The organism is Marinactinospora rubrisoli, from assembly GCF_042664915.1.
In the GTDB taxonomy this organism is placed as follows: Bacteria; Actinomycetota; Actinomycetes; order Streptosporangiales; family Streptosporangiaceae; genus Marinitenerispora; species Marinitenerispora rubrisoli.
On the sequence record NZ_JBHTBH010000003.1, the window covers coordinates 372,145 to 391,979 of the forward strand.

The following is a 19,835-nucleotide window of genomic DNA, read 5'->3' on the forward strand; positions in this document are numbered from 1 at the left end:
CGTGCTGTGTCCCTGTGTTCCTGTTCGGTCCGCTCCCTCGTGATCAGGCCCGGCCGGGGGCGGCGGACCCGGGCCCCTGGCTGCCCGGGATCGGGCTCGCCGTCTCGTCCCCGTCCATCGCCGACGCGAGAGCGGCGTCGCTAGGCGGGGGCGCCGTGGCCGCGTCCGAGGCGGGCGGGACCGGGATCGCGGTCCCGGCCTGGTCGATGCCGTCGGCCCCGGCGCGCGGCGGGAGCTGGAACCAGTAGAAGCCGTGGCCGGGCATGGTCAGCAGGTACGGCAGCTCCCCGATGGCGGGGAACTGCACGCCGCCGGTGCACTCGATCGGCGTGACCCCGCGGAACCGGCGCAGGTCCAGCTCCACCGGCTGGGGGAACCGCGAGAGGTTGTTCACGCACAGCATCCGGTCGTCGCCGTACTCCCGCACGAACGCCAGCACGCTCGGGTTGCTCGCGTGCAGTTCGGTGAAGTCGCCCGTGCCGAACACCGGGTGCCGCTTGCGGATCTGGATCATCTTGCGGGTCCAGTTCAGCAGCGAACTGGGGTTGTCGCGCTGCGCCTCGACGTTGAGCGCCTGGTAGCCGTACACCGGGTCCATGATCAGCGGCAGGTAGAGCCGGGCCGGGTCGCACCGGGAGAACCCGGCGTTGCGGTCCGACGTCCACTGCATGGGGGTGCGTACGGCGTCACGGTCGCCGAGCCAGATGTTGTCGCCCATGCCGATCTCGTCGCCGTAGTAGAGCACCGGCGATCCGGGCAGCGAGAGCAGCAGCGCGGTGAACAGCTCGATCTGGTTCTGGTCGTTGTCGAGCAGTGGGGCGAGCCGCCGGCGGATCCCCACGTTCGCGCGCATCCGCGGGTCCTTGGCGTACTCGGAGTACATGTAGTCGCGCTCCTCGTCGGTGACCATCTCCAAGGTCAGCTCGTCGTGGTTGCGCAGGAAGATCGCCCACTGACAGTTGCGCGGGATCTCCGGGGTCTGGGCCAGGATCTCCGAGATCGGGTACCGCTGCTCGCGGCGCACCGCCATGAACATCCGCGGCATCAGCGGGAAATGGAAGTTCATGTGGCACTCGTCGCCGCCGGACTCGAAGTCGCCGAAGTAGTCGACGACGTCCGAGGGCCACTGGTTGGCCTCGCTCAGCAGTACGCGGTCGGGGTAGAGCCGGTCGACCTCGGCCCGGATCCGCTTGAGGAACTCGTGCGTCTCCTTGAGGTTCTCGCAGTTGGTCCCCTCGCGCTCGTACAGGTAGGGCACGGCGTCGAGGCGGAAACCGTCGATGCCGAGGTCGAGCCAGAAGCGCAGCACCTCCAGGATCGCCTCCTGGACCGCCGGGTTCTCGAAGTTGAGGTCCGGCTGGTGGGAGAAGAAGCGGTGCCAGTAGTACTGGCCGCGCACCTCGTCGTAGGTCCAGTTGGACTGCTCGGTGTCCACGAAGATGATGCGGGCGTCGGAGTAGCGCTCCGTGGTGTCGGACCAGACGTAGAAGTCGCCGTAGGGGCCGTCGGGGTCCTCACGCGAGGCCTTGAACCAGGGGTGCTGGTCGCTCGTGTGGTTCATGACGAGGTCGGCGATGACGCGGATCCCGCGCTTGTGCGCCTGCTCGACGAGCTCCACGAAGTCGGCGATCTGCCCGAACTCCGGCAGGATCTTCATGTAGTCGGCGATGTCGTAGCCGCCGTCGCGCAGTGGCGACTCGTACAGCGGCAGCAGCCAGATGCAGTCGATCCCCAGCCATTCGAGGTAGTCGAGCTTCTCGATCAGGCCGCGGAGATCGCCGGTGCCGTCGCCGTTGGAATCGTAGAATCCCCTGGCGAGCACCTCGTAGAAGACCGCGTGCTTGTACCAGTACGGATCGCGCGGCTTCTCATGGGTGAAGGTGTCGGGTACGGCCACAAGGGGCGTGAGGCCGCTGTCTGTTCCCGGCTCAGGTGTGCTCACTAGTACTCCACCGGTTGGCTGTCCAGTTCCCGGCCGACGGAAGACTCCGGTGTGACGGTCATCTCGGAGTGCTTCCGGCGGGGGTGACTGTGAAAACGTGTGCGGTCTGAACGTGCGGGTCGAGACGGACGTAGTTCGCCCGTCCCCAGTGATACGAAGCGCCCGACAGATGGTCCACGACGATGATCGGATCGTCGGAGGAGACCCCCAGGGCGGGCATGTCGAGCCACACCGTCGCTTCGCGCGTGTGGTGCGGATCGAGATTGACGACCACCAGGACGACGTCGTCGGATCCCTGGTCGCCGGCCCCGGCCAGCCGTTTGGAATAGCAGATCAGTTCCGGTTGGTCGACGTGGTGGAACCGCAGGTTACGCAGCTCCTGCAACGCCGGATGATCGCGTCGTATCGAGTTTAGCCTGCGTATCAGTCCGGTGACGGTGTTTCCGGTAGCTTCCGCGGCGGCCCAGTCGCGTGCCCGGTACTGGTACTTCTCCGAGTCCAGATACTCCTCGCTGCCGGGCCGCACCGCCTGGTTCTCGCACAGTTCGTAACCCGAGTAGATGCCCCAGGTCGGTGACATCGTCGCCGCGAGCACCGCGCGGATCGCGAAGGCGGGCCGGCCGCCGTGCTGAAGGTAGGCGTGCAGGATGTCCGGTGTGTTCGGGAAGAAGTTCGGCCGCAGGTACGCGGCGGAGTCCTCGGTGAGCTCCCTGAGGTACTCCGTCAGCTCGTCCTTGGTGTTACGCCATGTGAAGTAGGTATAGGACTGGTGGAAGCCGATCTTGGCCAGCGTCTGCATCATCGCCGGCCGGGTGAACGCCTCGGCCAGGAACAGCACGTCCGGGTCGGTGCGGGCGATCTCGGCCAGCAGCCGCTCCCAGAACGGGACCGGCTTGGTGTGCGGGTTGTCCACGCGGAAGATGCGGACTCCGTGGGCCATCCAGTGCCGCACGATCCGCAGCACCTCGGCGTAGATCCCCTCGGGGTCCCGGTCGAAGTTGATCGGGTAGATGTCCTGGTACTTCTTCGGCGGGTTCTCCGCGTAGGCGATGGATCCGTCGGCGCGGACGGTGAACCACTCGGGGTGCTCGGTGACCCACGGATGGTCGGGCGACGCCTGCAGGGCGAGGTCGAGCGCGACCTCCAGCCCGAGGTCGCGGGCCTCGGCGACGAAGGCGTCGAAGTCCTCGATGGTGCCGAGTGCGGGGTCGACGGCATCGTGGCCGCCTTCGTGCGACCCGATGGCCCACGGCGAGCCGGGATCGCCCGGCTGCGGGGTCAGCGAGTTGTTGCGGCCCTTGCGGAAGGTGTGCCCCACGGGGTGGATCGGCGGCAGGTAGACCACGTCGAAGCCCATGTCGGCGATGGCGGGCAGCCGTTTGGCCGCGGTGGCGAAGGTGCCCGACCGGGGCTCACCGTTGCCGCCGTCCAGCACCGCGCCCTCGGACCGCGGGAAGAATTCGTACCAGGAGCCGAACAGCGCCCGCCGGCGGTGCACCTCGACCGGGAACCGGGGGGACCGGGTGAGCAGTTCGCGCAGCGGGGCGGCCTCCAGCGCCGCGGTCACCTCCGGGGCGAGTGCCGACTCCAGCCGGTCACGCGCGGGCAGCGCCGTGTCGCGCATTCGGGCGGCCGTCGCGGCCAGCGTGGGCCGGCGGGGCACCCGCCGGGCGGCGCGCTCCAGCAGCCGGGCGCCCTCCTCCAGCATGAGTTCCACGTCCTGCCCGAGCGGGATCTTGATCTCGGCGGCGTGCCGCCACGTGCCGTACGGGTCCGACCAGGCTTCGACGGCGAAGTTCCACCGGCCCTCCGAGGTGACGGTGACGTCGGCCCGGTACCGGTCGGTGCCGGGGGCGGTCTCGGTCATGGGGACGAGCGGGCTGCGACGTCCCTCGGGATCCCAGAGGACCACCCCGGCTCGCAGCGAGTCGTGTCCCTCGCGGAACACGGTGGCGCTCACCGGGAAGGTCTCACCGACGACGGCTTTGGCCGTGCCGCAGTCGACGACCGGGGCGACGTCGAGAATGGGAATGCGTCCGATCACAGATGCACCGTAGGAGTTCGAGCGTGGACGGGTGGGCGTGGAGCTGGCGCGTATTCCGGTCGGAGAACCAGAACAGGTAGCGACTGACAGGGACAGAGTGGGCAGGCACCACGATATGGCCGAAAAGCCCGCCATTCGGGGCCCTCGGACGGAGGCGTGCGCGGCGCCTCAATCTCTATCGTCGGGCGGAATGGGCGACTCTCCGACAGTCCGGCCGCCGTTAATTTTGTGATTGTAGTCACAGGGTACCCGGTCCGCTCTGACATGGCATTTCGTGCGTCCGGTCAAGAGGGAGGGCAAAGCGGGCGGAGGTTCAGCAGAGTGATGTGTGCGGAGAGTAACCGGGTCGTTAACCCTGTGAAAGCGCACCGGATAAGCGCGGCCGAAAAACAGTAAAATTCGCGTCTGGGACGGCGTGGAAGTAAGTTTCGTCGCGCGTTTATGCTTCGCGCTCCGTCGGCGGGCGCGTCGGTCGAAAACGTATTTCCCGACACACCCGACCGGATCCTTCGATCAGCTCGCATCCCGGCGACCCCGTGAACTAGCTTCGGCAGCGTGAAGGCGATCCGTAGGTTCACCGTCCGTACCGTCCTGCCCGAGGAGCTCGCCGCGCTGGGCCGGCTCGCGGCCAACCTGCGCTGGGCCTGGCACGCGCCCACGCGGGAGGTCTTCGCCGCCGTCGACCAGGAACTGTGGGAACAGGTCGGCCACGATCCGCTCCGGCTGCTCGGCGAGGCCGACGCGGACCGCCTCGCCGAACTGGCGGCCGATGAGGCGTTCTGCGCGCGGCTGCGGGCCGCCACCGCGGACCTCGACGGCTACCTGACCGAACCGCGCTGGTATCAAGGCCTGGCCGCGGAGAACGGCGGCGAGCCGCCCGCGGGCGTCGCCTACTTCTCCGCCGAGTACGGGCTGACCGCCGCACTGCCGCAGTACTCCGGCGGACTGGGCATCCTCGCCGGTGACCACCTCAAGAGCGCCAGCGACCTCGGCGTGCCGCTCATCGGCGTCGGGCTGCTCTACCGGCACGGGTACTTCTCCCAGACGCTGTCTCCCGAGGGCTGGCAGCTGGAGGAGTATCCCGAGCTCGACCCGCGCGGGTTGCCGATGACCCGGCTGCGGCATCCGGACGGCGCGCCGGTGGAGGTGCGCGTCGACCTGCCGGAGGACCGCGAGCTGACCGCGCACGTCTGGGTCGTGCGGGTCGGCCGGGTTCCGCTGCTGCTGCTCGACGCCGACCATGAGGCCAACGACGCGGAGCTGCGGCGCGTCACCGACCGCCTGTACGGCGGCGGCACCGACCACCGGCTCCGCCAGGAACTGCTGCTGGGGATCGGCGGCCTGCGCGCCGTCCGCGCCTACTGCGCGCTCACCGGGCATCCGGCTCCGGAGGTCTTCCACATGAACGAGGGGCACGCCGGGTTCCTCGGCCTGGAGCGGGTCCGTGAGTACGTCACCGGCGACGGGCTCGACTTCGACGAGGCGGTCGAGGCCACCCGCGCGGGCACGGTGTTCACCACGCACACCCCGGTTCCGGCCGGAATCGACCGTTTCCCCCGTGACCTCGTGCAGCGGCATCTGGCGTCCGCCGTCCATCGTCACGCGGGCGGCGGGGTCGTCGACCGGCTGCCGCCCGACCGGGTCATGGCACTGGGGGCGGAGAACTACGAGGGCGGCGACCCGCACGTCTTCAACATGGCCGTGATGGGCATGCGGCTGGCACAACGGGTCAACGGCGTCAGCCGGCTGCACGGCGAGGTCAGCCGTGAGATGTTCCGCGGCCTGTGGCCGGGCTTCGACGCCGACGAGGTGCCGATCACTTCCATCACCAACGGCGTGCACGCGCGGACCTGGGTGGCGGAGGAGGCCCAGGAGCTGGCCGCCCGGATCGTGCCGGACTCCGAGGAGTTCGAACGTCCGGACGGCTGGCGCAAGGTGACCGGAACGGACGAGCGCGACCTGTGGGAGATGCGGCGTACGTTGCGGCGGCGCCTCGTGGCCGACGTCCGGCACCGGCTGCGCCGCTCGTGGCGGCAGCGCGGTGCCAGTCACGCGGAACTCGGCTGGATCGACGACGTCCTGGACCCCGACGTGCTGACGATCGGATTCGCCCGGCGGGTTCCGTCCTACAAGCGGCTCACCCTGATGCTGCGCGACCGCGAGCGGCTGCGCCGGCTGCTGCTGCACCCGGAACGGCCGGTGCAGATCGTCATCGCAGGCAAGGCGCATCCGGCCGACGAGGGAGGCAAGCGGCTCATTCAGGAGATCGTGCGGTTCGCCGATGACCCCACCGTGCGGCACCGGATCGTCTTCCTGCCGGACTACGACATGGCGGTGGCGCGGTCCCTCGTCCAGGGCAGCGACGTCTGGCTGAACAACCCGCTCCGCCCACTGGAGGCGTGCGGAACGTCGGGCATGAAGGTCGCGCTGAACGGCGGGCTCAATCTCTCCGTCCGCGACGGCTGGTGGGACGAGTGGTTCGACGGCTCCAACGGCTGGGCCATCCCCACGGCCGACAGCGTCCCCGATCCCGACCGGCGTGACGAGTTGGAGGCGGCCGCCCTGTACTCGCTGATCGAGGATCAGGTGGCGCCGCTGTTCTACGACCACGACGAGGGCGGCCTGCCGAAGCGCTGGCTGGAGATGGTCAAGCACACGCTCGTCTCACTCGGCCCCAAGGTGCTGGCCACCCGCATGGTGCGGGACTACGTCCGGCAGCTGTACCAGGGCGCCGCGGACGCCTCGCGCCGCCTGACCGCCGACGGGCTGGCCGGCGTACACGAGCTGGCCGCCTGGAAGCGGCGTGTCGTGCAGGCCTGGCCGGCTCTGCACGTGGAACACGTGGAGGCCGTCGGGTCGGCGGACCCGCCGCAGGTGGGCGACGAACTCGAAGTGCGGGCCACCCTGGTGCTCGGCGACCTGGACCCGTCCGACGTCCGGGTGGAGGCGGTGGTCGGCCGCATCGGCCCGGGCGACGAGCTGACGGACCCGGTACCGGCCCGCCTGACACCGGCCGCCGCCGACGGCCCGCTGGTCCGCTACACCGGCCGCGTGCCACTGGACCGCGCCGGGGCGCTCGGCTGCACCGTCCGGGTGCTCCCGGACCATCCGCTGCTCAGCGGTCCCGCGGAACTCGGTCTGGTGCTCGTCCCGGAGCCACCGCAAGAGATGCACGACGGGCTGGTGCTGCGGTAGACGGAGTTCGCGGACGGCCTGCGGACCTGGTGAAGCAGCGCCGGGAACGGTGCTGCGGGGCCGGGGTATCACGGCGACCATCGCGCACCCCCGCGACCAGCGGGAGAACCGCAGCGGGCGCGGATGGCGGGGCGGCCTTCGACCGGGCCGCCTACCGCGGCCGGTCGAGCCGGTCCGGCCGTCTCCGACCCCAGTGCTCAGTACACCCGGACCGCTGAGGAGACCGTCCGTGTCCGTCCGGGTGTCCTGGTCGGTGGTCGTGAACGTTCCGTGCCCCGGTGGCGCCCTCGGCCATGTCCGTGGCCGGTCCGGCAGACCCCGTCAACGGCCGGTCCCGCCGGAAGGCGGGGGACCGGCCGTTCGGCCGGATGGGAGACCGCCCGGCCGGACCGGTTGACCGGTTCGTCGGTATTGGCCGCATAATGGGGGAACCGACAGGGGAGCGCTTCGGCGCTGAGAGTGCGGCCCGGCCGCAGACCCTTAGCCACCTGATCTGGGTCATGCCAGCGAAGGAAGTCGTGGGAACCGTCCGCCGTATCCGGGCGGGTGCTCTCGGGCTGGGCCTTCTCGTCGTGACGCGAAGGGACACCTGTGACAACCTCCTCCTCCACCGAGAGCGCCCCGGCGGGCCGGCTGCTGCGCTGGCGGACCGTCGATATCGTGGTCGCGGCCGTGCTGGGCGTCGCGCTCGGCGTCGTCTTCTGGTTCTGGGGCATGCTCTGGCAGGCCACCGACGTGCTGTTCCTCGCCTTCCCACCGGCGCAGGCCGTGCTGTACGGCGTGTGGCTGCTGCCCGGGGTCCTCGGGCCGCTGATCATCCGCCGGCCCGGTGCCGGTGTGCTCACCTCGATCGCCGCCGCGACCGTGTCGGCGCTGCTCGGCACCGGCTGGGGGCTGATGGTGCTGGTGTCCGGGCTGCTGCAGGGACTGCTCCCCGAGATCGTCTTCGCGCTGACCGGATACCGCCGCTGGGGAATGGGCGCCGCCGTGACCGCCGGTGCCGTCGCGGGTCTCGCCCCCGTGGTCATGGACCTCACGCTGTACTACCCGACCTGGCCGTTCGCGTATCAGGCGGCCTACGCGGTTCTCGTCGTGCTCAGCGCCGCGGTGATCGGCGGGGTCGGCGGCCGGCTGCTGACCAGCGCGCTGGCCCGTGCGGGGGCGTTGGCACCGTTCCCTTCGGCGCGCGGCTGACGTGGCGCGCACCGAGGGCGGAGCGCGCGTCGAGCTCACGGGCTGGGGCTGGCGGCACTCCGGGCGGACCGGATGGGCGCTGCGCGGCGTGGACCTGCGGATCGAACCCGGCGAGCGCGTCCTGCTGCTCGGCGCCTCCGGCGCGGGCAAGAGCACCCTGCTGCACGCGCTGGCCGGGCTGACCGGTGACGACGGCGCCATCACCGGCACGGAGGAGGGCGAGCTGCGCGTCGACGGCGCGCCCGCCGACCGCCGGCGCGGCGGTGCCGGGCTGGTCGGTCAGGACCCCGAGACCCAGCTGGTGATGGCGCGGGCCGGTGACGACGTGGCGTTCGGCCTGGAGAACCTGGCCGTTCCCCGTGCCGAGATCTGGGAGCGGGTGGGCGACGCGCTCGCCGAGGTCGGCTTCCCGTACGAGCCGGGACGTGGCACCGCCGCGCTCTCCGGCGGTGAGAAGCAGCGGCTGGTGATCGCCGGGGTGCTGGCGATGCGCCCACGGCTGCTGCTCCTCGACGAGCCCACCGCCAACCTCGACCCGGAGGGCGCCCGGCTCGTCCGGGAGGTGATCGGCCGGATCGCGGCGGACACCTCGGCCACCGTCGTCCTGGTCGAGCACCGGGTGGCCGACGTGGTGGACCTGGTGGACCGTGTCGTCGTGCTGGAACCCGGCGGCGGTGTGGCCGCCGACGGCCGCCCGCACACGGTCTTCGCCGAGCACGGAGATCGCCTCGCCGCCCACGGCGTGTGGGTTCCCGGCCGGGAACCGCGCCCCAGGATCCCACGTGCGCCGGGCGGCGGCCCGCTCGTCGAGGCGGTCGACTGTGTGGCCCGCACGCCCATGGACATCGCCGCGCCGGGGGCGGAGCCGGCCACCGTGCTGGACGGCGCCACCGCCGTGGTGCCGGCGGGGACGGCCACCGCCCTCACCGGCCGCAACGGCTCCGGCAAGTCCACGCTGCTCATGCTGCTGGCCGGGCTCACCCGGCCGCACTCCGGTGCCGTCCTGCCGCGAGGTGCGCTGGCCGCCGTCAGCGCCCGCCCGCTGTCCCGCTGGCCGGCCCGCCGCCTGGCCCGTCACGTGGGCACGGTCTTCCAGCACGCCGAGGACCAGTTCGTGACGGGATCCGTCCGCGACGAACTCCGGTTCGCCCCCGAGCGTGCCGGGCTCGGCCGCGCCGAGACCGCGGCCTGGGTGGACGAACTGCTGGAGCGCCTGCGGCTGCGTCCGCTCGCCGACGTTCACCCCTACACGCTGTCCGGTGGCGAGAAGCGCCGGCTCTCGGTGGCGACCGCGCTCAGTTCCGGCCCGGCACACGCTCCCGACGTGCTGCTCCTGGACGAGCCGACGTTCGGCCAGGACACCCGGACCTGGGCCGAGGTGGTCGAACTGCTCGCCGCGCTGCGGGCCGAGGGCCGCGCCATCGTCATGGCCACCCATGACGAGCTGCTGCTGGACCGCTTCGCCGATGTGCGGTTGCGGATCGCCGCCGGCCGCGTGGCACCGGCCGCGGCAACGTCCGGGGGAGGCGCCGGGTGACCGCGTCCGCCGCGCACGGAGCCGCCGTGGGCGCGGCCATGCGGCCGGAGGGCGCACGCGCGTGGCTGGCGCGGGCCGACCCGGCGGCCAAGCTCGTCGCCGCGCTGCTGGTCGCCGCGGCGCTGATCCCGGTGGTCGACCCGGTCACCAGCGGAGTGCCGCTGCTGGCCACGGCCGTGCTCGTGCCGTTCTCCGGTGTGCCCCGACGGCGGCTGCTGGTCGCCGCCGGTTCGCTGGCGCTCATGGGGGCGTCGATCGGACTCGTCAACCTGCTGTTCGGCGAGACGGGCGCGGTAGGGGCGCTCGGCGCGGTGGTGCGGCTGCTGGCGATCGCCCTGCCAGGGGTGCTGGTCGCGCTCAGCACGGACCCCACCGACCTGGCCGACGCCCTGGTCCAGCGACTGCGCATGCCCGAGCGGCCGGCCATCGGGGTGCTCGCCGCGCTGCGGCTGGTGCCCCTGCTGGCCGCACAGTGGCGCTCCCTGACGCTGGCGCGCCGGGCACGCGGGCTGGAGGCCGGGCGCAACCCGGTCACCGCAGTGGCGGCCGTCGCGGGCATGACCTTCGCGCTGCTGGTTCGCGCCATCCGGACCGGGACGCTGCTCGCCATGGCGATGGACGCCCGCGCCTTCGGCACCGGACCCCGGACGCACGCGCGGAGCAGCCCCTGGCGGGCGCCGGACACGTGGCTGGTGGCCGGAACCGTGCTGCTGCTGTGCGGCGCGCACGCCCTGTCGGTGGCGCTGGGCACCTGGCGGCCGTTGTTCCGGTGAGGCCGCGCCCGACGCGACACCGCCGCACCATCCGGGGAGCGGCCGCCCCGCGGCCCGCCGCGGCGTGATAGTTACGGGGAGAGCCAGAGGTGACGCAGACCGCACACAGCTGAAAGGGGCTGACCGTGGCGGAGTTCGTCCGAGTGGAGACCGACCCGAAGACCCCGGCCGTGGCCGTGATCCGGCTGGACCGGCCCAAAATGAACGCGCTCAACGCCCAGGTCCAGGAGGAGATCGGCGCGGCGGCGGCCCAGGTGGCGGCCGACGATGACGTCCGCGCCGTCGTGCTCTACGGCGGGGAGCGGGTCTTCGCGGCCGGTGCCGACATCAAGGAGATGGCGGACATGGACTACGCCGCCATGTCCGCGCACTCCGGGCGGCTCCAGAGGGCCTTCACCGCGGTGGCGGAGATCCCCAAACCGGTCATCGCGGCCGTCACCGGGTACGCGCTGGGCGGCGGCTGCGAGCTCGCGCTGTGCGCCGACTTCCGGGTGGCCGCCGAGGACGCCCGCCTCGGCCAGCCCGAGATCCAGCTCGGCGTCATCCCCGGCGCCGGGGGCACGCAGCGGCTGCCCCGGCTGATCGGCCCGGCCCGCGCCAAGGACCTCATCTTCACCGGCCGGCACGTCGACGCCGAGGAGGCGCTGCGGATCGGCCTGGTCGACGCGGTGGTCCCGGCGGCCGAGGTGTACCCGACCGCGGTCGCCATGGCCGCCCGCTACGCCGGTGGCCCGGCCGTGGCGCTGCGGGCCGCCAAGCAGGCCGTGGACCGCGGGCTGGAGACCGACCTCGTCACCGGGCTGGAGATCGAGCGGCTCCAGTTCGCGGCGCTGTTCGCCACCGAGGATCAGAAGACCGGCATGCGGAGCTTCATGGAGAAGGGGCCGGGCAAGGCCGTCTTCGAGGGACGCTGACGTTTCCCGCCCGGCCCGGGCCACGGCGATGGCGCCCGGGCGCCATCCGTCCGAGTCGCCGGAGCTACGGCGACTCGGACGGATGGCGGGAAACGGTGAACGTGTGTGCGGGGAGCAGCAGGAGAGGTAGACAGGAAGCCATGTGGAAACTCGACACCCACCCCGCGCTGGAGCGGCCCGACCTGCTGGCCGAGCCGGTCGCCGCGGCGCTCGCCCGGTGGAAGGACGGCCCGGCGGCGGAGCCGCTGGTCGCGGAGATCGATCCGGACCTCGCCGACACCGCGAGCTGTGCGGACGCCTACGGAATCCCGCTGGAGGCGTCGGCGAACTGCGTGGTGATCGCGGCGCGGCGCGGCGCCGTCACCCGGCTGGCCGCCTGCGTTCAGCTCGCGACCACCCGTGCCGACGTCAACGGCGTGGTGCGCCGCCGGATGGACGCACGTAAGGCGTCGTTCGCGCCGCAGGACGATGCGGTCAGCGCGACCGCGATGGAGTACGGCGGCATCACCCCGGTCGGGCTGCCGGAGGACTGGCCGATTCTGGTCGACGCCGCCGTGCTGGAGCAGCCGCACGTGGTGATCGGCAGCGGGCTGCGCCGGTCCAAGCTCGTGGTGCCCGGCCGCAGCCTGGCCGATCTGCCCGGCGCCGAGGTGGTCGAGGGCCTCGCCCGTCCGGCCGCGTAGGGGGCCGGGAGCGGTGAGCCGCCGGGCGTCCGGAGCGTCGGCGTCTCCGTGCGTCGCCCTTTCCGCGTTGGCGGTGGAGGGGAGTGAGGTGGTGAGCGTGACCGGGGGTGCAGCGGCGAGCCGCTGAGCGTCCGGAGGCTCGACGCCGGCCGCCGGGCCCCTTCCGTCGGGTGGTGGAGGGGAGCGAGGCGGTGGGCAGGACGGGAAGCGCAAGGGCGAGCCGCTGATCGTCGGAAGCGCTGACGCCTCCGGACGCGGTTCTCCTTGTGCCGGCGGCCGACGATGGCACGGCGACGGGTACGGCGGGCAGGGATGACCCGGACGGTGCCTCCGGGGCCGCCCTGACATTCCCCCGGTTCGTGGCGGGTGCCGCCGGCGCCGGACCGGCCGCACCCGCCACGGGGCGCCGCGGCGATGGCCGCGCCCGGTCGGCGCGGGCGGAACCGACCCCTCGGATTTTCCGTCATACTCATGGAGTTGTCCGGCGAGCGCGGTACCGTGCGGCGTCCGGTCGCACCGGCGGACGACGGCGCAGCGGAGCCACCGCGCTCGACATGAGGCCGACGGCGCGCAGCCGTCGGTGGATCGCCGTGATCCAGGAGCAGTTGCGGGTCGGCTACGCCGCGGCCCGCGCACCCCGGCCGCTAGGCTGGGCGAGGTGTTTCGCGCGGTTTGAGGGGATGAGTTCGCGATGGCAATGACGGCAGGTTTCCCCGAGGGCGAGGGGCTGCCGGAACGCATTGGCCCGTACCAGATCCGCCGGAAGATCGGGCAGGGCGGTATGGGCGTCGTGTACCAGGCCGTGGACCCCCAGGACAGGCTGGTCGCGATCAAGGTGTTGCGGTCGGAGGTGGCCGGCGACGACATCGCGCGGGCGCGGCTGGCCCGCGAGGTCGAGACAATGCGCCGGGTCAACAGCCGCAACGTCGCCGGAGTGATCGACGCCGACACCAACGCGCCGCTGCCCTGGGTCGTCACCGAGTACATCCCCGGCCCGACGCTGGACTCCACCGTCACCAACCACGGCCCGCTGCGCGGTCGCGCGCTCACCCGGTTCGTCTCGGGCCTGGCGCAGGCCATCAACGACATTCACGCCACCGACGTCATCCACCGCGACCTCAAGCCCGGCAACGTCATCATCTCCAACGGCGAGCCCATCGTCATCGACTTCGGCATCGCCCATGCCGTCGACGGCGCCAAGCTGACCCAGACCGGCACGTTCGTCGGTACCCCCTCCTACTTGTCGCCCGAGGTCATCGAGGGCACCGACCTCGGCCCCGCCACCGACATCCACGCCTGGGGCGCCACCGTCGCGTTCGCCGCCACCGGAAACCCGCCGTACGGCGCCGGCGCGTTCGAGGTGATCTTCTTCCGCATCCTCAACGGCGAGATCAACCTCGACGGCATGCCCGAGGCGCTGAAGCCGCTGGTCCTGGCGGCCGTGTCGCGCGACCTGCGGGACCGGCCGACCGCCCAGCAGCTCCTCGCCGAGACCTCGCGGCTCAACCTGGACCTGCCCTGGACCGAGGAGGGCTACCAGGCATCCGGCCTGACCGGCCACCACACGGTGCAGGCCCCCCGTCCCGACCGCGGTGACGATGACGGCTTCGGTGCCGCCGGCGCCGCGGCGGCCGGTGGACTCGCCGGTGCGGCGGCGGGCGCGGCGGCCGGCGGGCTGGCGGGCGGCTGGGGGGACGAGCACGGCGGGCACTCCGACGCCACCCAGGTGCGCGAGCCGTCCGTGGCGGTGAACGCCGAACTGGACGCGAACGCCACCCGTGTCCAGGACCCCCAGGCCACCCGCGCGCAGCGGCCCGACCAGACGATGGTGGCGGGCTCCGGCGGTGCCGACTGGGACGAGGGATCCGACCGCACCATGGTCGCCGGAGGCGCCGTCGCGGACGACCCGCAGCGCACCGGTCTGCTCCCGGCCGATGACCCCGATGACGACCCGCACGCGCCACGGACGCACTTCTTCAACTCCACGCTGCGCCCCGAAGAGTTCCGCGACATCCTCACCCCCGTGGACTACGACCGTGGCCGGACCGCACCGGACCGCACGGCCACCTTCCAGGCCGACGAGTTCGCTGACGAGGACGAGGAGGAGCCGCGCCGCGGCCTGTTCGGGCGCCGCCGCTCGGAGTACGGCCGCAGTGACCGGCTGAGCGACTACTTCCCGGAGGATGAGGAGCAGGAGGAGGCCGAGCCGCGGCGGCTGCCGTCGCTCATCCTGATTCCGCTGCTGCTGGCACTGGCCGGGCTGACGCTGATGGTTCCGACGATCGGGCTGATCGTCGGGCTACTGGGTGCCTCGGTTCTCGCCGCCCTCGACACCGTCAAGGTGGAACACGCCCGGCGCCTGCAGACTCGGGGGCCGCGGAGTTCGGACAGCATGGTGGTCGCGCTGAGCATGCCCTGGGCGCTGCTGCGCGCCCTCGGGCGGGCGGCGCTCTACGGACTCGGCTACCTGCTCGGCGGCATCGTCGTGGGGCTGATCGTCGGGTTCACGTTCGGCGAGTCCGATGCCAACCACGTCGGCGCCTACGCGCTGGCCATCACCGTGCTGCTCACCTTCCTCGGCCCCAACGGTGGAGGGGCGCGCCGCCAGGCGGTCTGGCTCACCGAGAACGTCGGCATCCGCAACCCGTACGTGTACTGGGGGCTCATCGTCGCGGTGTGCCTCCTGGCGTTGTTCCTCCTGGTGTTCGGTTTCCAGGTGCTGCCCGCGTGGAACCCGATCCCGGGTCCCTCGCAGTGGTTCGGCTGACCTCCGGAGCCCGCCGGGCCACCTCCCTCTCATTGCGTGGGGGAGGTGTCCACCCTCCTGGCTACTAGTGAGTAACATCGGGGTGGGCAAGCGATACGATCGACGCGGGGGGCGGGACAGGAACGTCACACCCGCGACCGGACGTCCCGCGGGGGTTCGGCTGGCACCCTTGGTGACCAGTGATCCGCGACGCGCGGGCGGCCGCGGCGTCCGAACGGACGGCGCATGGGAGTGCAGGGAGGTCGGCCACCGGCCATGAATATTGTCGTTTTGGTCAAGCAGGTCCCGGACACGGCGACCGAGCGGAAACTGCGGCCCGAGGACCACACGCTGGACCGGGCGGCCTCGGACGGCGTCATCAACGAGCTGGACGAGTACGCCATCGAGGAAGCGCTGCTGCTGAAGGAGAAGCACGGCGGCGAGGTCACGGTGCTGTCCATGGGGCCGGACCAGGCCACGGACTCCATCCGCAAGGCGCTGTCCATGGGCGCGGACAAGGCCGTCCACCTGAACGACGACGCGCTGCACGGCTCTGACGCCCTGCAGACGGCGTACGCGCTCTCCAAGGCGCTGGGCACGCTGGAGTTCGACGTCGTGGTGCTCGGCTCGGAGTCGACCGACGCCCGCACCGGCATCGTGGGCGCCGCGCTCGCCGAGTACCTGGGGCTGCCCCAGCTCACGCTGGCCGGCAAGGTCGACATCGACGGCGGCTCGATCCGCATCCAGCGCCAGGCGGACTACGGCTACGACGTCGTCGAGGCCGAGCTGCCGGCGGTCGTCTCGGTGGTCGAGAAGATCAACGAGCCGCGCTACCCGTCGTTCAAGCTCATCATGGCGGCCAAGAAGAAGCCGGTGCAGAAGCTGACGCTCGCCGACGTGGGCATCGAGGTCCCGGGCGACCCCGCCGACGCCGAGGTCGGCCTGGCCGCCGCGGCCACCGAGGTCGTGGACGCCGCCGCGGCCCCGCCGCGCGCCGCCGGCACCATCGTCAAGGACGAGGGCGAGGGCGGTCTGAAGGTCGCCGAGTTCCTGTCCGCCAAGAAGTTCATCTGACGGGTCCGGCGGAGACGAAAGAGGGATAGGGAACATGGCTGAGGTCCTCGTCCTCGTCGACCACGTCGACGGAGAGGTCAAGAAGGTCACCACCGAGCTGCTCACCGCCGCCCGCCGCATCGGCGAGCCCTCGGCGGTGTGGGTCGGTGACGGCGCCGAGGAGGGCGCCGCGCGGCTCGCCGAGTTCGGGGCCGCGAAGGTGTACGTCGCGCCGGCCGAGCTGAACGACTACGTCGTGGCGCCGACGGCCGAGCTGCTGGCCAAGCTGGCACAGGAGTCGTCGGCCGCCGCCGTCCTGGTGTCGGCCACCGCCGCCAACAAGGAGATCGCCGGCCGGCTGGCCGTCAAGCTGGGATCGGGCGTGCTCACCGACGTGGTCGCCCTCGATGTTGACGACTCCGGCCCCGTCGCCGAGCACTCCGTGTTCGGTGGGTCCGTGGTCACCCACGCCCGGGTCCGCACGGGGGTGCCGGTCATCGCCGTGCGTCCCAACTCGATCGCGGCCGCTCCGGCCGAGACGCCGGGCGAGGCGGCGCGGGAGGCGGTCACGGTCGAACTGTCCGACGCCGCCAAGGCGGCCCGGGTCGTCGAGCGCGTCCAGCAGGAGCAGGGGGAGCGCCCCGAGCTCGCCGAGGCGGCCATCGTGGTCTCCGGCGGCCGGGGAGTGGGCTCCGAGGACTTCTCGGTGGTGGAGAACCTCGCCGACAGCCTGGGCGCCGCGGTGGGCGCGTCCCGGGCGGCCGTCGACTCCGGCTGGTACCCGAACCAGTTCCAGGTCGGGCAGACCGGCAAGACGGTCTCCCCGCAGCTCTACATCGCGCTGGGCATCTCCGGCGCGATCCAGCACCGGGCCGGGATGCAGACCTCGAACAACATCGTCGCGGTCAACAAGGACCCCGAGGCGCCCATCTTCGAGCTCAGCGACTTCGGCGTGATCGGCGACCTGCACAAGGTGGCTCCGCAGCTCACCGACGAGATCAACCGGCGCAAGTAGCGCCGGCTCCGCGCCGCGGCCCGGGGAGCCGTCCCCGGGCCGCGGCGCGTTCGGTGCCGTCCCGGGATGCTCCGGCCCGGGCACGCGCCGTATTCTGGAACCGCCATGGTGTATCTGGATCACGCCGCCACCACCCCGGTGCGGCCAGAGGTCATCGCCGACATGACGGCGGAGTTCGGTGAACTCGGCAACGCCTCCTCGCTGCACGGCGCGGGCCGCCGCGCCCGCCGGGTCGTGGAGGAGGCGCGCGAGGCCGTCGCCGCATCGCTGGGCGCGACCCCCAACGAGGTCGTGTTCACCGCCGGCGGGACCGAGGCCGACAACCTGGCGGTCAAGGGGCTCTACTGGGCCCGCCGCCAGGCCGACCCCGCCCGGCGGCGCGTCCTGGTCGGCTCCGTGGAGCACCACGCCGTGCTCGATCCGGCCCGATGGCTGGCCGACCACCAGGATGCCCTCTACGAGGAGCTCCCGGTGGACGCGTGCGGACGGGTGCTCCCCGAGACGCTTCGCGCCGCCATCGAACGCTCTCCCGGCGACGTCGCCCTCATCTCCGTCATGTGGGCCAACAACGAGGTCGGCACCCTCCAGCCCGTCCCAGAGCTGGCGGCGGTGGCCCGCGAGTACGGAATCCCCTTCCACACCGACGCGGTGCAGGCGGTGGGGGCGGTCGACGTCGACTTCGCCGCCAGCGGTGTGTCGGCCATGACCGTCTCCGGCCACAAGATCGGCGGCCCGGTGGGCGCGGGGGCGCTGCTGCTGGCGCGCGGCGTTGACCCGGTCCCGGTACTGCACGGCGGCGGCCAGGAGCGCGAGGTCCGGTCCGGCACCCTGATGACCCCGCTGCTGCGCGGATTCGGCACCGCCGTGCGGCTGGCCACGGCCGAGCGCACCGCGCACGCCACCGCGCTGGCGGAGCTGCGCGACGAACTGGTGACCGCCGTGCGCGAGGTCGTCCCCGACGTCCGCGAGAACGGCCACCCCACCGACCGGCTGCCCGGGATCGCGCACCTGTCGTTCCCCGGGTGCGAGGGCGATGCGCTGCTGATGCTGCTCGACGCCCGCGGGATCGCGTGCTCCACCGGATCGGCGTGCTCGGCGGGGGTCGCCCAGCCCAGCCACGTGCTGCTCGCCATGGGGGCCGATCCCGACACGGCGAACGCCTCCCTGCGGTTCTCGCTCGGGCGCGGCTCCGGGCACGAGGACGTCAAGGCGCTGGCCGAGGCCATCGGCCCGGCGGTGCAGCGCGCCCGCGCCGCCCGCGCCCGGCGCCGCTGAGCAGGAGCGGGAGAGCGGCGTTTCCGCTCCGGCGCGCCGTCTGCTTGCCTTCGCCGCCGACACGGAGGGGCTGCGCCCGAGGGCGTCGGCGGCTCCGGGCGCTCGACGGCTCGCCGCTTGGTGTTTCGGGTCGCGCTCGCCGTTTCGCTTCCCTCCGCCGTCGACGGGGTGTGGCCTTCGGCCGTGCCGTCGGCGGCTCCGGAAGCTCGACGGCTCGCCGCTTTTAGTGCCCCAGCTGGCGCCGTACCGGTCGGCTGATCTGGTCGATCGTCTCCCACCCCGGGTCCAGCAGGCTGTGGATCTGGGTGCGTCCCTCCGTCCACCCGCGGACGGCCTTCTCCAGCGTGGCGTACACCCCGGAGTCGGGGTCGAGGTAGAAGTGGTACTGGCGCTGCCCGCCGACCGTCTGCTGGGCCAGCAGCGCGCCGTCCTCGCCCAGCAGGTCGCGCAGACCGAGCGTGAAGCTCTCCAGCGCCGTCGCGGACGCGCCGGTGGGCAGCCGGTCGGCGTCGGCCTCGGCGTAGGCGACCGTCACCTGCACGTAGAGGGTGAACGCCGGGAAGTCGCGGCGGTGCAGCGGGTGCCGGACCGAGATCTGGATGGTGCCGCGCAACGGGATGCGGCCCTGCAGCGTGACCCACCCGCCGCCGCCCAGCGTCCCCGAGAGCTGCTGCACGACAGAAGGCATGGAGGTGGGCGGCAGCGGATCCAGCGGCTTCTCCACCAGCGGGGTGACCGACCCGATCCAGCGCACCACGTCGTCCTCGCCGAGCGCCAGCATCACCACGAGGTCGGCCACGCCGGAGCGCGCCTCCTCGGAGAGGAACATGAAATCGGGGTGGTAGACGCTCACCTCGATCTTGCCGAGCTTCTGGTTCACCCGCAGCGCGACCGTGGCGTGCGCCAGGTCGAGTTCGTCGCCCTCCCAGTTCACCGGCTTGGCCAGCCGGTCGTGGTCGGCCGGGCGCGCGGGCAGGAACCGCCAGGCGTCCTCCTGCGGGGCGGAGCGCCGCCAGCGTTCGGCGAGCACCCGCGCGGAGTCGTCGGCGCCGGCGCTCAGCACCAGTGCGTACTCGGGCTCCTGCGCGGGCGGCGCGGACCGCGCCGGTGGGGCGTCCAGGTCGTCCATCCGGGCCAGGAGTTCGCGGGTGTCGTCGTCGAGCCGCAGGTCCTCCAGGCCGCGCAGCGCGCTCTGCGGCGCACGGGACACTTCCCAGGACAGCGCCGGGTGAATGCGCCGCACGCGCTCGGTGAGCCGGTGTGCGGCGTCCTCGGGCACGGGGGTGCCGGCGTCGAGCGAGGCCGCGAGATCGGTCCGGACATCGGCCCAGTGGGCCCAGAACTCCTCCACGGCGACGGCGGACTCGGAGTCGGTGGAGCGGCGGCGACGGAACAGACCCATACCCCGATTTTCGCAGAACGACGCGACCGCCTCAGCACCGGTTCACCGGAAAACCCGTCGGG

General features: G+C 72.2%; 13 protein-coding genes and 1 riboswitch. Of the genes, 10 read left to right on the top strand and 3 right to left on the bottom strand.

The window, feature by feature from the left end; genetic code table 11:
- Nucleotides 1-43 precede the first annotated feature (43 nt).
- Together treS and ACFQRF_RS08465 are read right to left on the bottom strand one after the other, a co-directional pair.
- Nucleotides 44-1,897 carry a maltose alpha-D-glucosyltransferase gene (gene treS / locus ACFQRF_RS08460; RefSeq protein ID WP_379870433.1) on the bottom strand — a complete coding sequence of 618 codons (1,854 nt, stop codon included), beginning with the start codon at nt 1,895-1,897 and terminating at the stop codon, nt 44-46.
- A 103-nt stretch (nt 1,898-2,000) separates the two neighbouring features.
- Complete coding sequence (locus ACFQRF_RS08465; RefSeq protein ID WP_379870243.1) at nt 2,001-3,986, bottom strand: alpha-1,4-glucan--maltose-1-phosphate maltosyltransferase; 1,986 nt, start codon at nt 3,984-3,986, stop codon at nt 2,001-2,003.
- A gap of 555 nt (nt 3,987-4,541) precedes the next feature.
- On the opposite strand from ACFQRF_RS08465, the gene glgP reads away from it, so the two are divergent.
- The 10 genes from glgP to ACFQRF_RS08515 all read left to right on the top strand — a co-directional run bounded on the left by glgP (nt 4,542) and on the right by ACFQRF_RS08515 (nt 18,371).
- Complete coding sequence (gene glgP, locus ACFQRF_RS08470; protein ID WP_379870245.1) at nt 4,542-7,181, top strand: alpha-glucan family phosphorylase; 2,640 nt, start codon at nt 4,542-4,544, stop codon at nt 7,179-7,181.
- A gap of 426 nt (nt 7,182-7,607) precedes the next feature.
- Nucleotides 7,608-7,713: riboswitch (TPP riboswitch) on the top strand.
- Between the two features lie 59 nt (nt 7,714-7,772).
- Complete coding sequence (locus ACFQRF_RS08475; RefSeq protein ID WP_379870247.1) at nt 7,773-8,375, top strand: ECF transporter S component; 603 nt, start codon at nt 7,773-7,775, stop codon at nt 8,373-8,375.
- 1 nt (nt 8,376) lies between these two features.
- The gene (locus tag ACFQRF_RS08480; RefSeq protein WP_379870248.1) at nt 8,377-9,912 is read left to right on the top strand and encodes an ABC transporter ATP-binding protein; all 1,536 of its coding nucleotides are present in this window, start codon (nt 8,377-8,379) and stop codon (nt 9,910-9,912) included.
- Nucleotides 9,913-9,950: 38 nt separating this feature from the next.
- Complete coding sequence (locus ACFQRF_RS08485; RefSeq protein ID WP_379870435.1) at nt 9,951-10,685, top strand: energy-coupling factor transporter transmembrane component T family protein; 735 nt, start codon at nt 9,951-9,953, stop codon at nt 10,683-10,685.
- A 125-nt stretch (nt 10,686-10,810) separates the two neighbouring features.
- Complete coding sequence (locus ACFQRF_RS08490; RefSeq protein WP_379870249.1) at nt 10,811-11,599, top strand: enoyl-CoA hydratase/isomerase family protein; 789 nt, start codon at nt 10,811-10,813, stop codon at nt 11,597-11,599.
- A 140-nt stretch (nt 11,600-11,739) separates the two neighbouring features.
- Nucleotides 11,740-12,282 carry a YbaK/EbsC family protein gene (locus ACFQRF_RS08495; RefSeq protein ID WP_379870250.1) on the top strand — a complete coding sequence of 181 codons (543 nt, stop codon included), beginning with the start codon at nt 11,740-11,742 and terminating at the stop codon, nt 12,280-12,282.
- A 691-nt stretch (nt 12,283-12,973) separates the two neighbouring features.
- Complete coding sequence (locus ACFQRF_RS08500; protein WP_379870252.1) at nt 12,974-15,049, top strand: serine/threonine-protein kinase; 2,076 nt, start codon at nt 12,974-12,976, stop codon at nt 15,047-15,049.
- Between the two features lie 255 nt (nt 15,050-15,304).
- On the top strand, nt 15,305-16,102 hold the full coding sequence (locus ACFQRF_RS08505; RefSeq protein ID WP_379870253.1) for an electron transfer flavoprotein subunit beta/FixA family protein: 798 nt from the start codon (nt 15,305-15,307) through the stop codon (nt 16,100-16,102).
- Between the two features lie 34 nt (nt 16,103-16,136).
- On the top strand, nt 16,137-17,096 hold the full coding sequence (locus ACFQRF_RS08510; RefSeq protein WP_379870255.1) for an electron transfer flavoprotein subunit alpha/FixB family protein: 960 nt from the start codon (nt 16,137-16,139) through the stop codon (nt 17,094-17,096).
- Nucleotides 17,097-17,201: 105 nt separating this feature from the next.
- Nucleotides 17,202-18,371: a cysteine desulfurase family protein gene (locus ACFQRF_RS08515; RefSeq protein WP_379870256.1), complete on the top strand. Its 1,170-nt coding sequence runs from the start codon at nt 17,202-17,204 to the stop codon at nt 18,369-18,371.
- Between the two features lie 223 nt (nt 18,372-18,594).
- On the opposite strand, the gene ACFQRF_RS08520 is transcribed toward ACFQRF_RS08515, so the two are convergent.
- Nucleotides 18,595-19,773 carry a DUF695 domain-containing protein gene (locus ACFQRF_RS08520; RefSeq protein ID WP_379870258.1) on the bottom strand — a complete coding sequence of 393 codons (1,179 nt, stop codon included), beginning with the start codon at nt 19,771-19,773 and terminating at the stop codon, nt 18,595-18,597.
- Nucleotides 19,774-19,835: the final 62 nt, after the last annotated feature.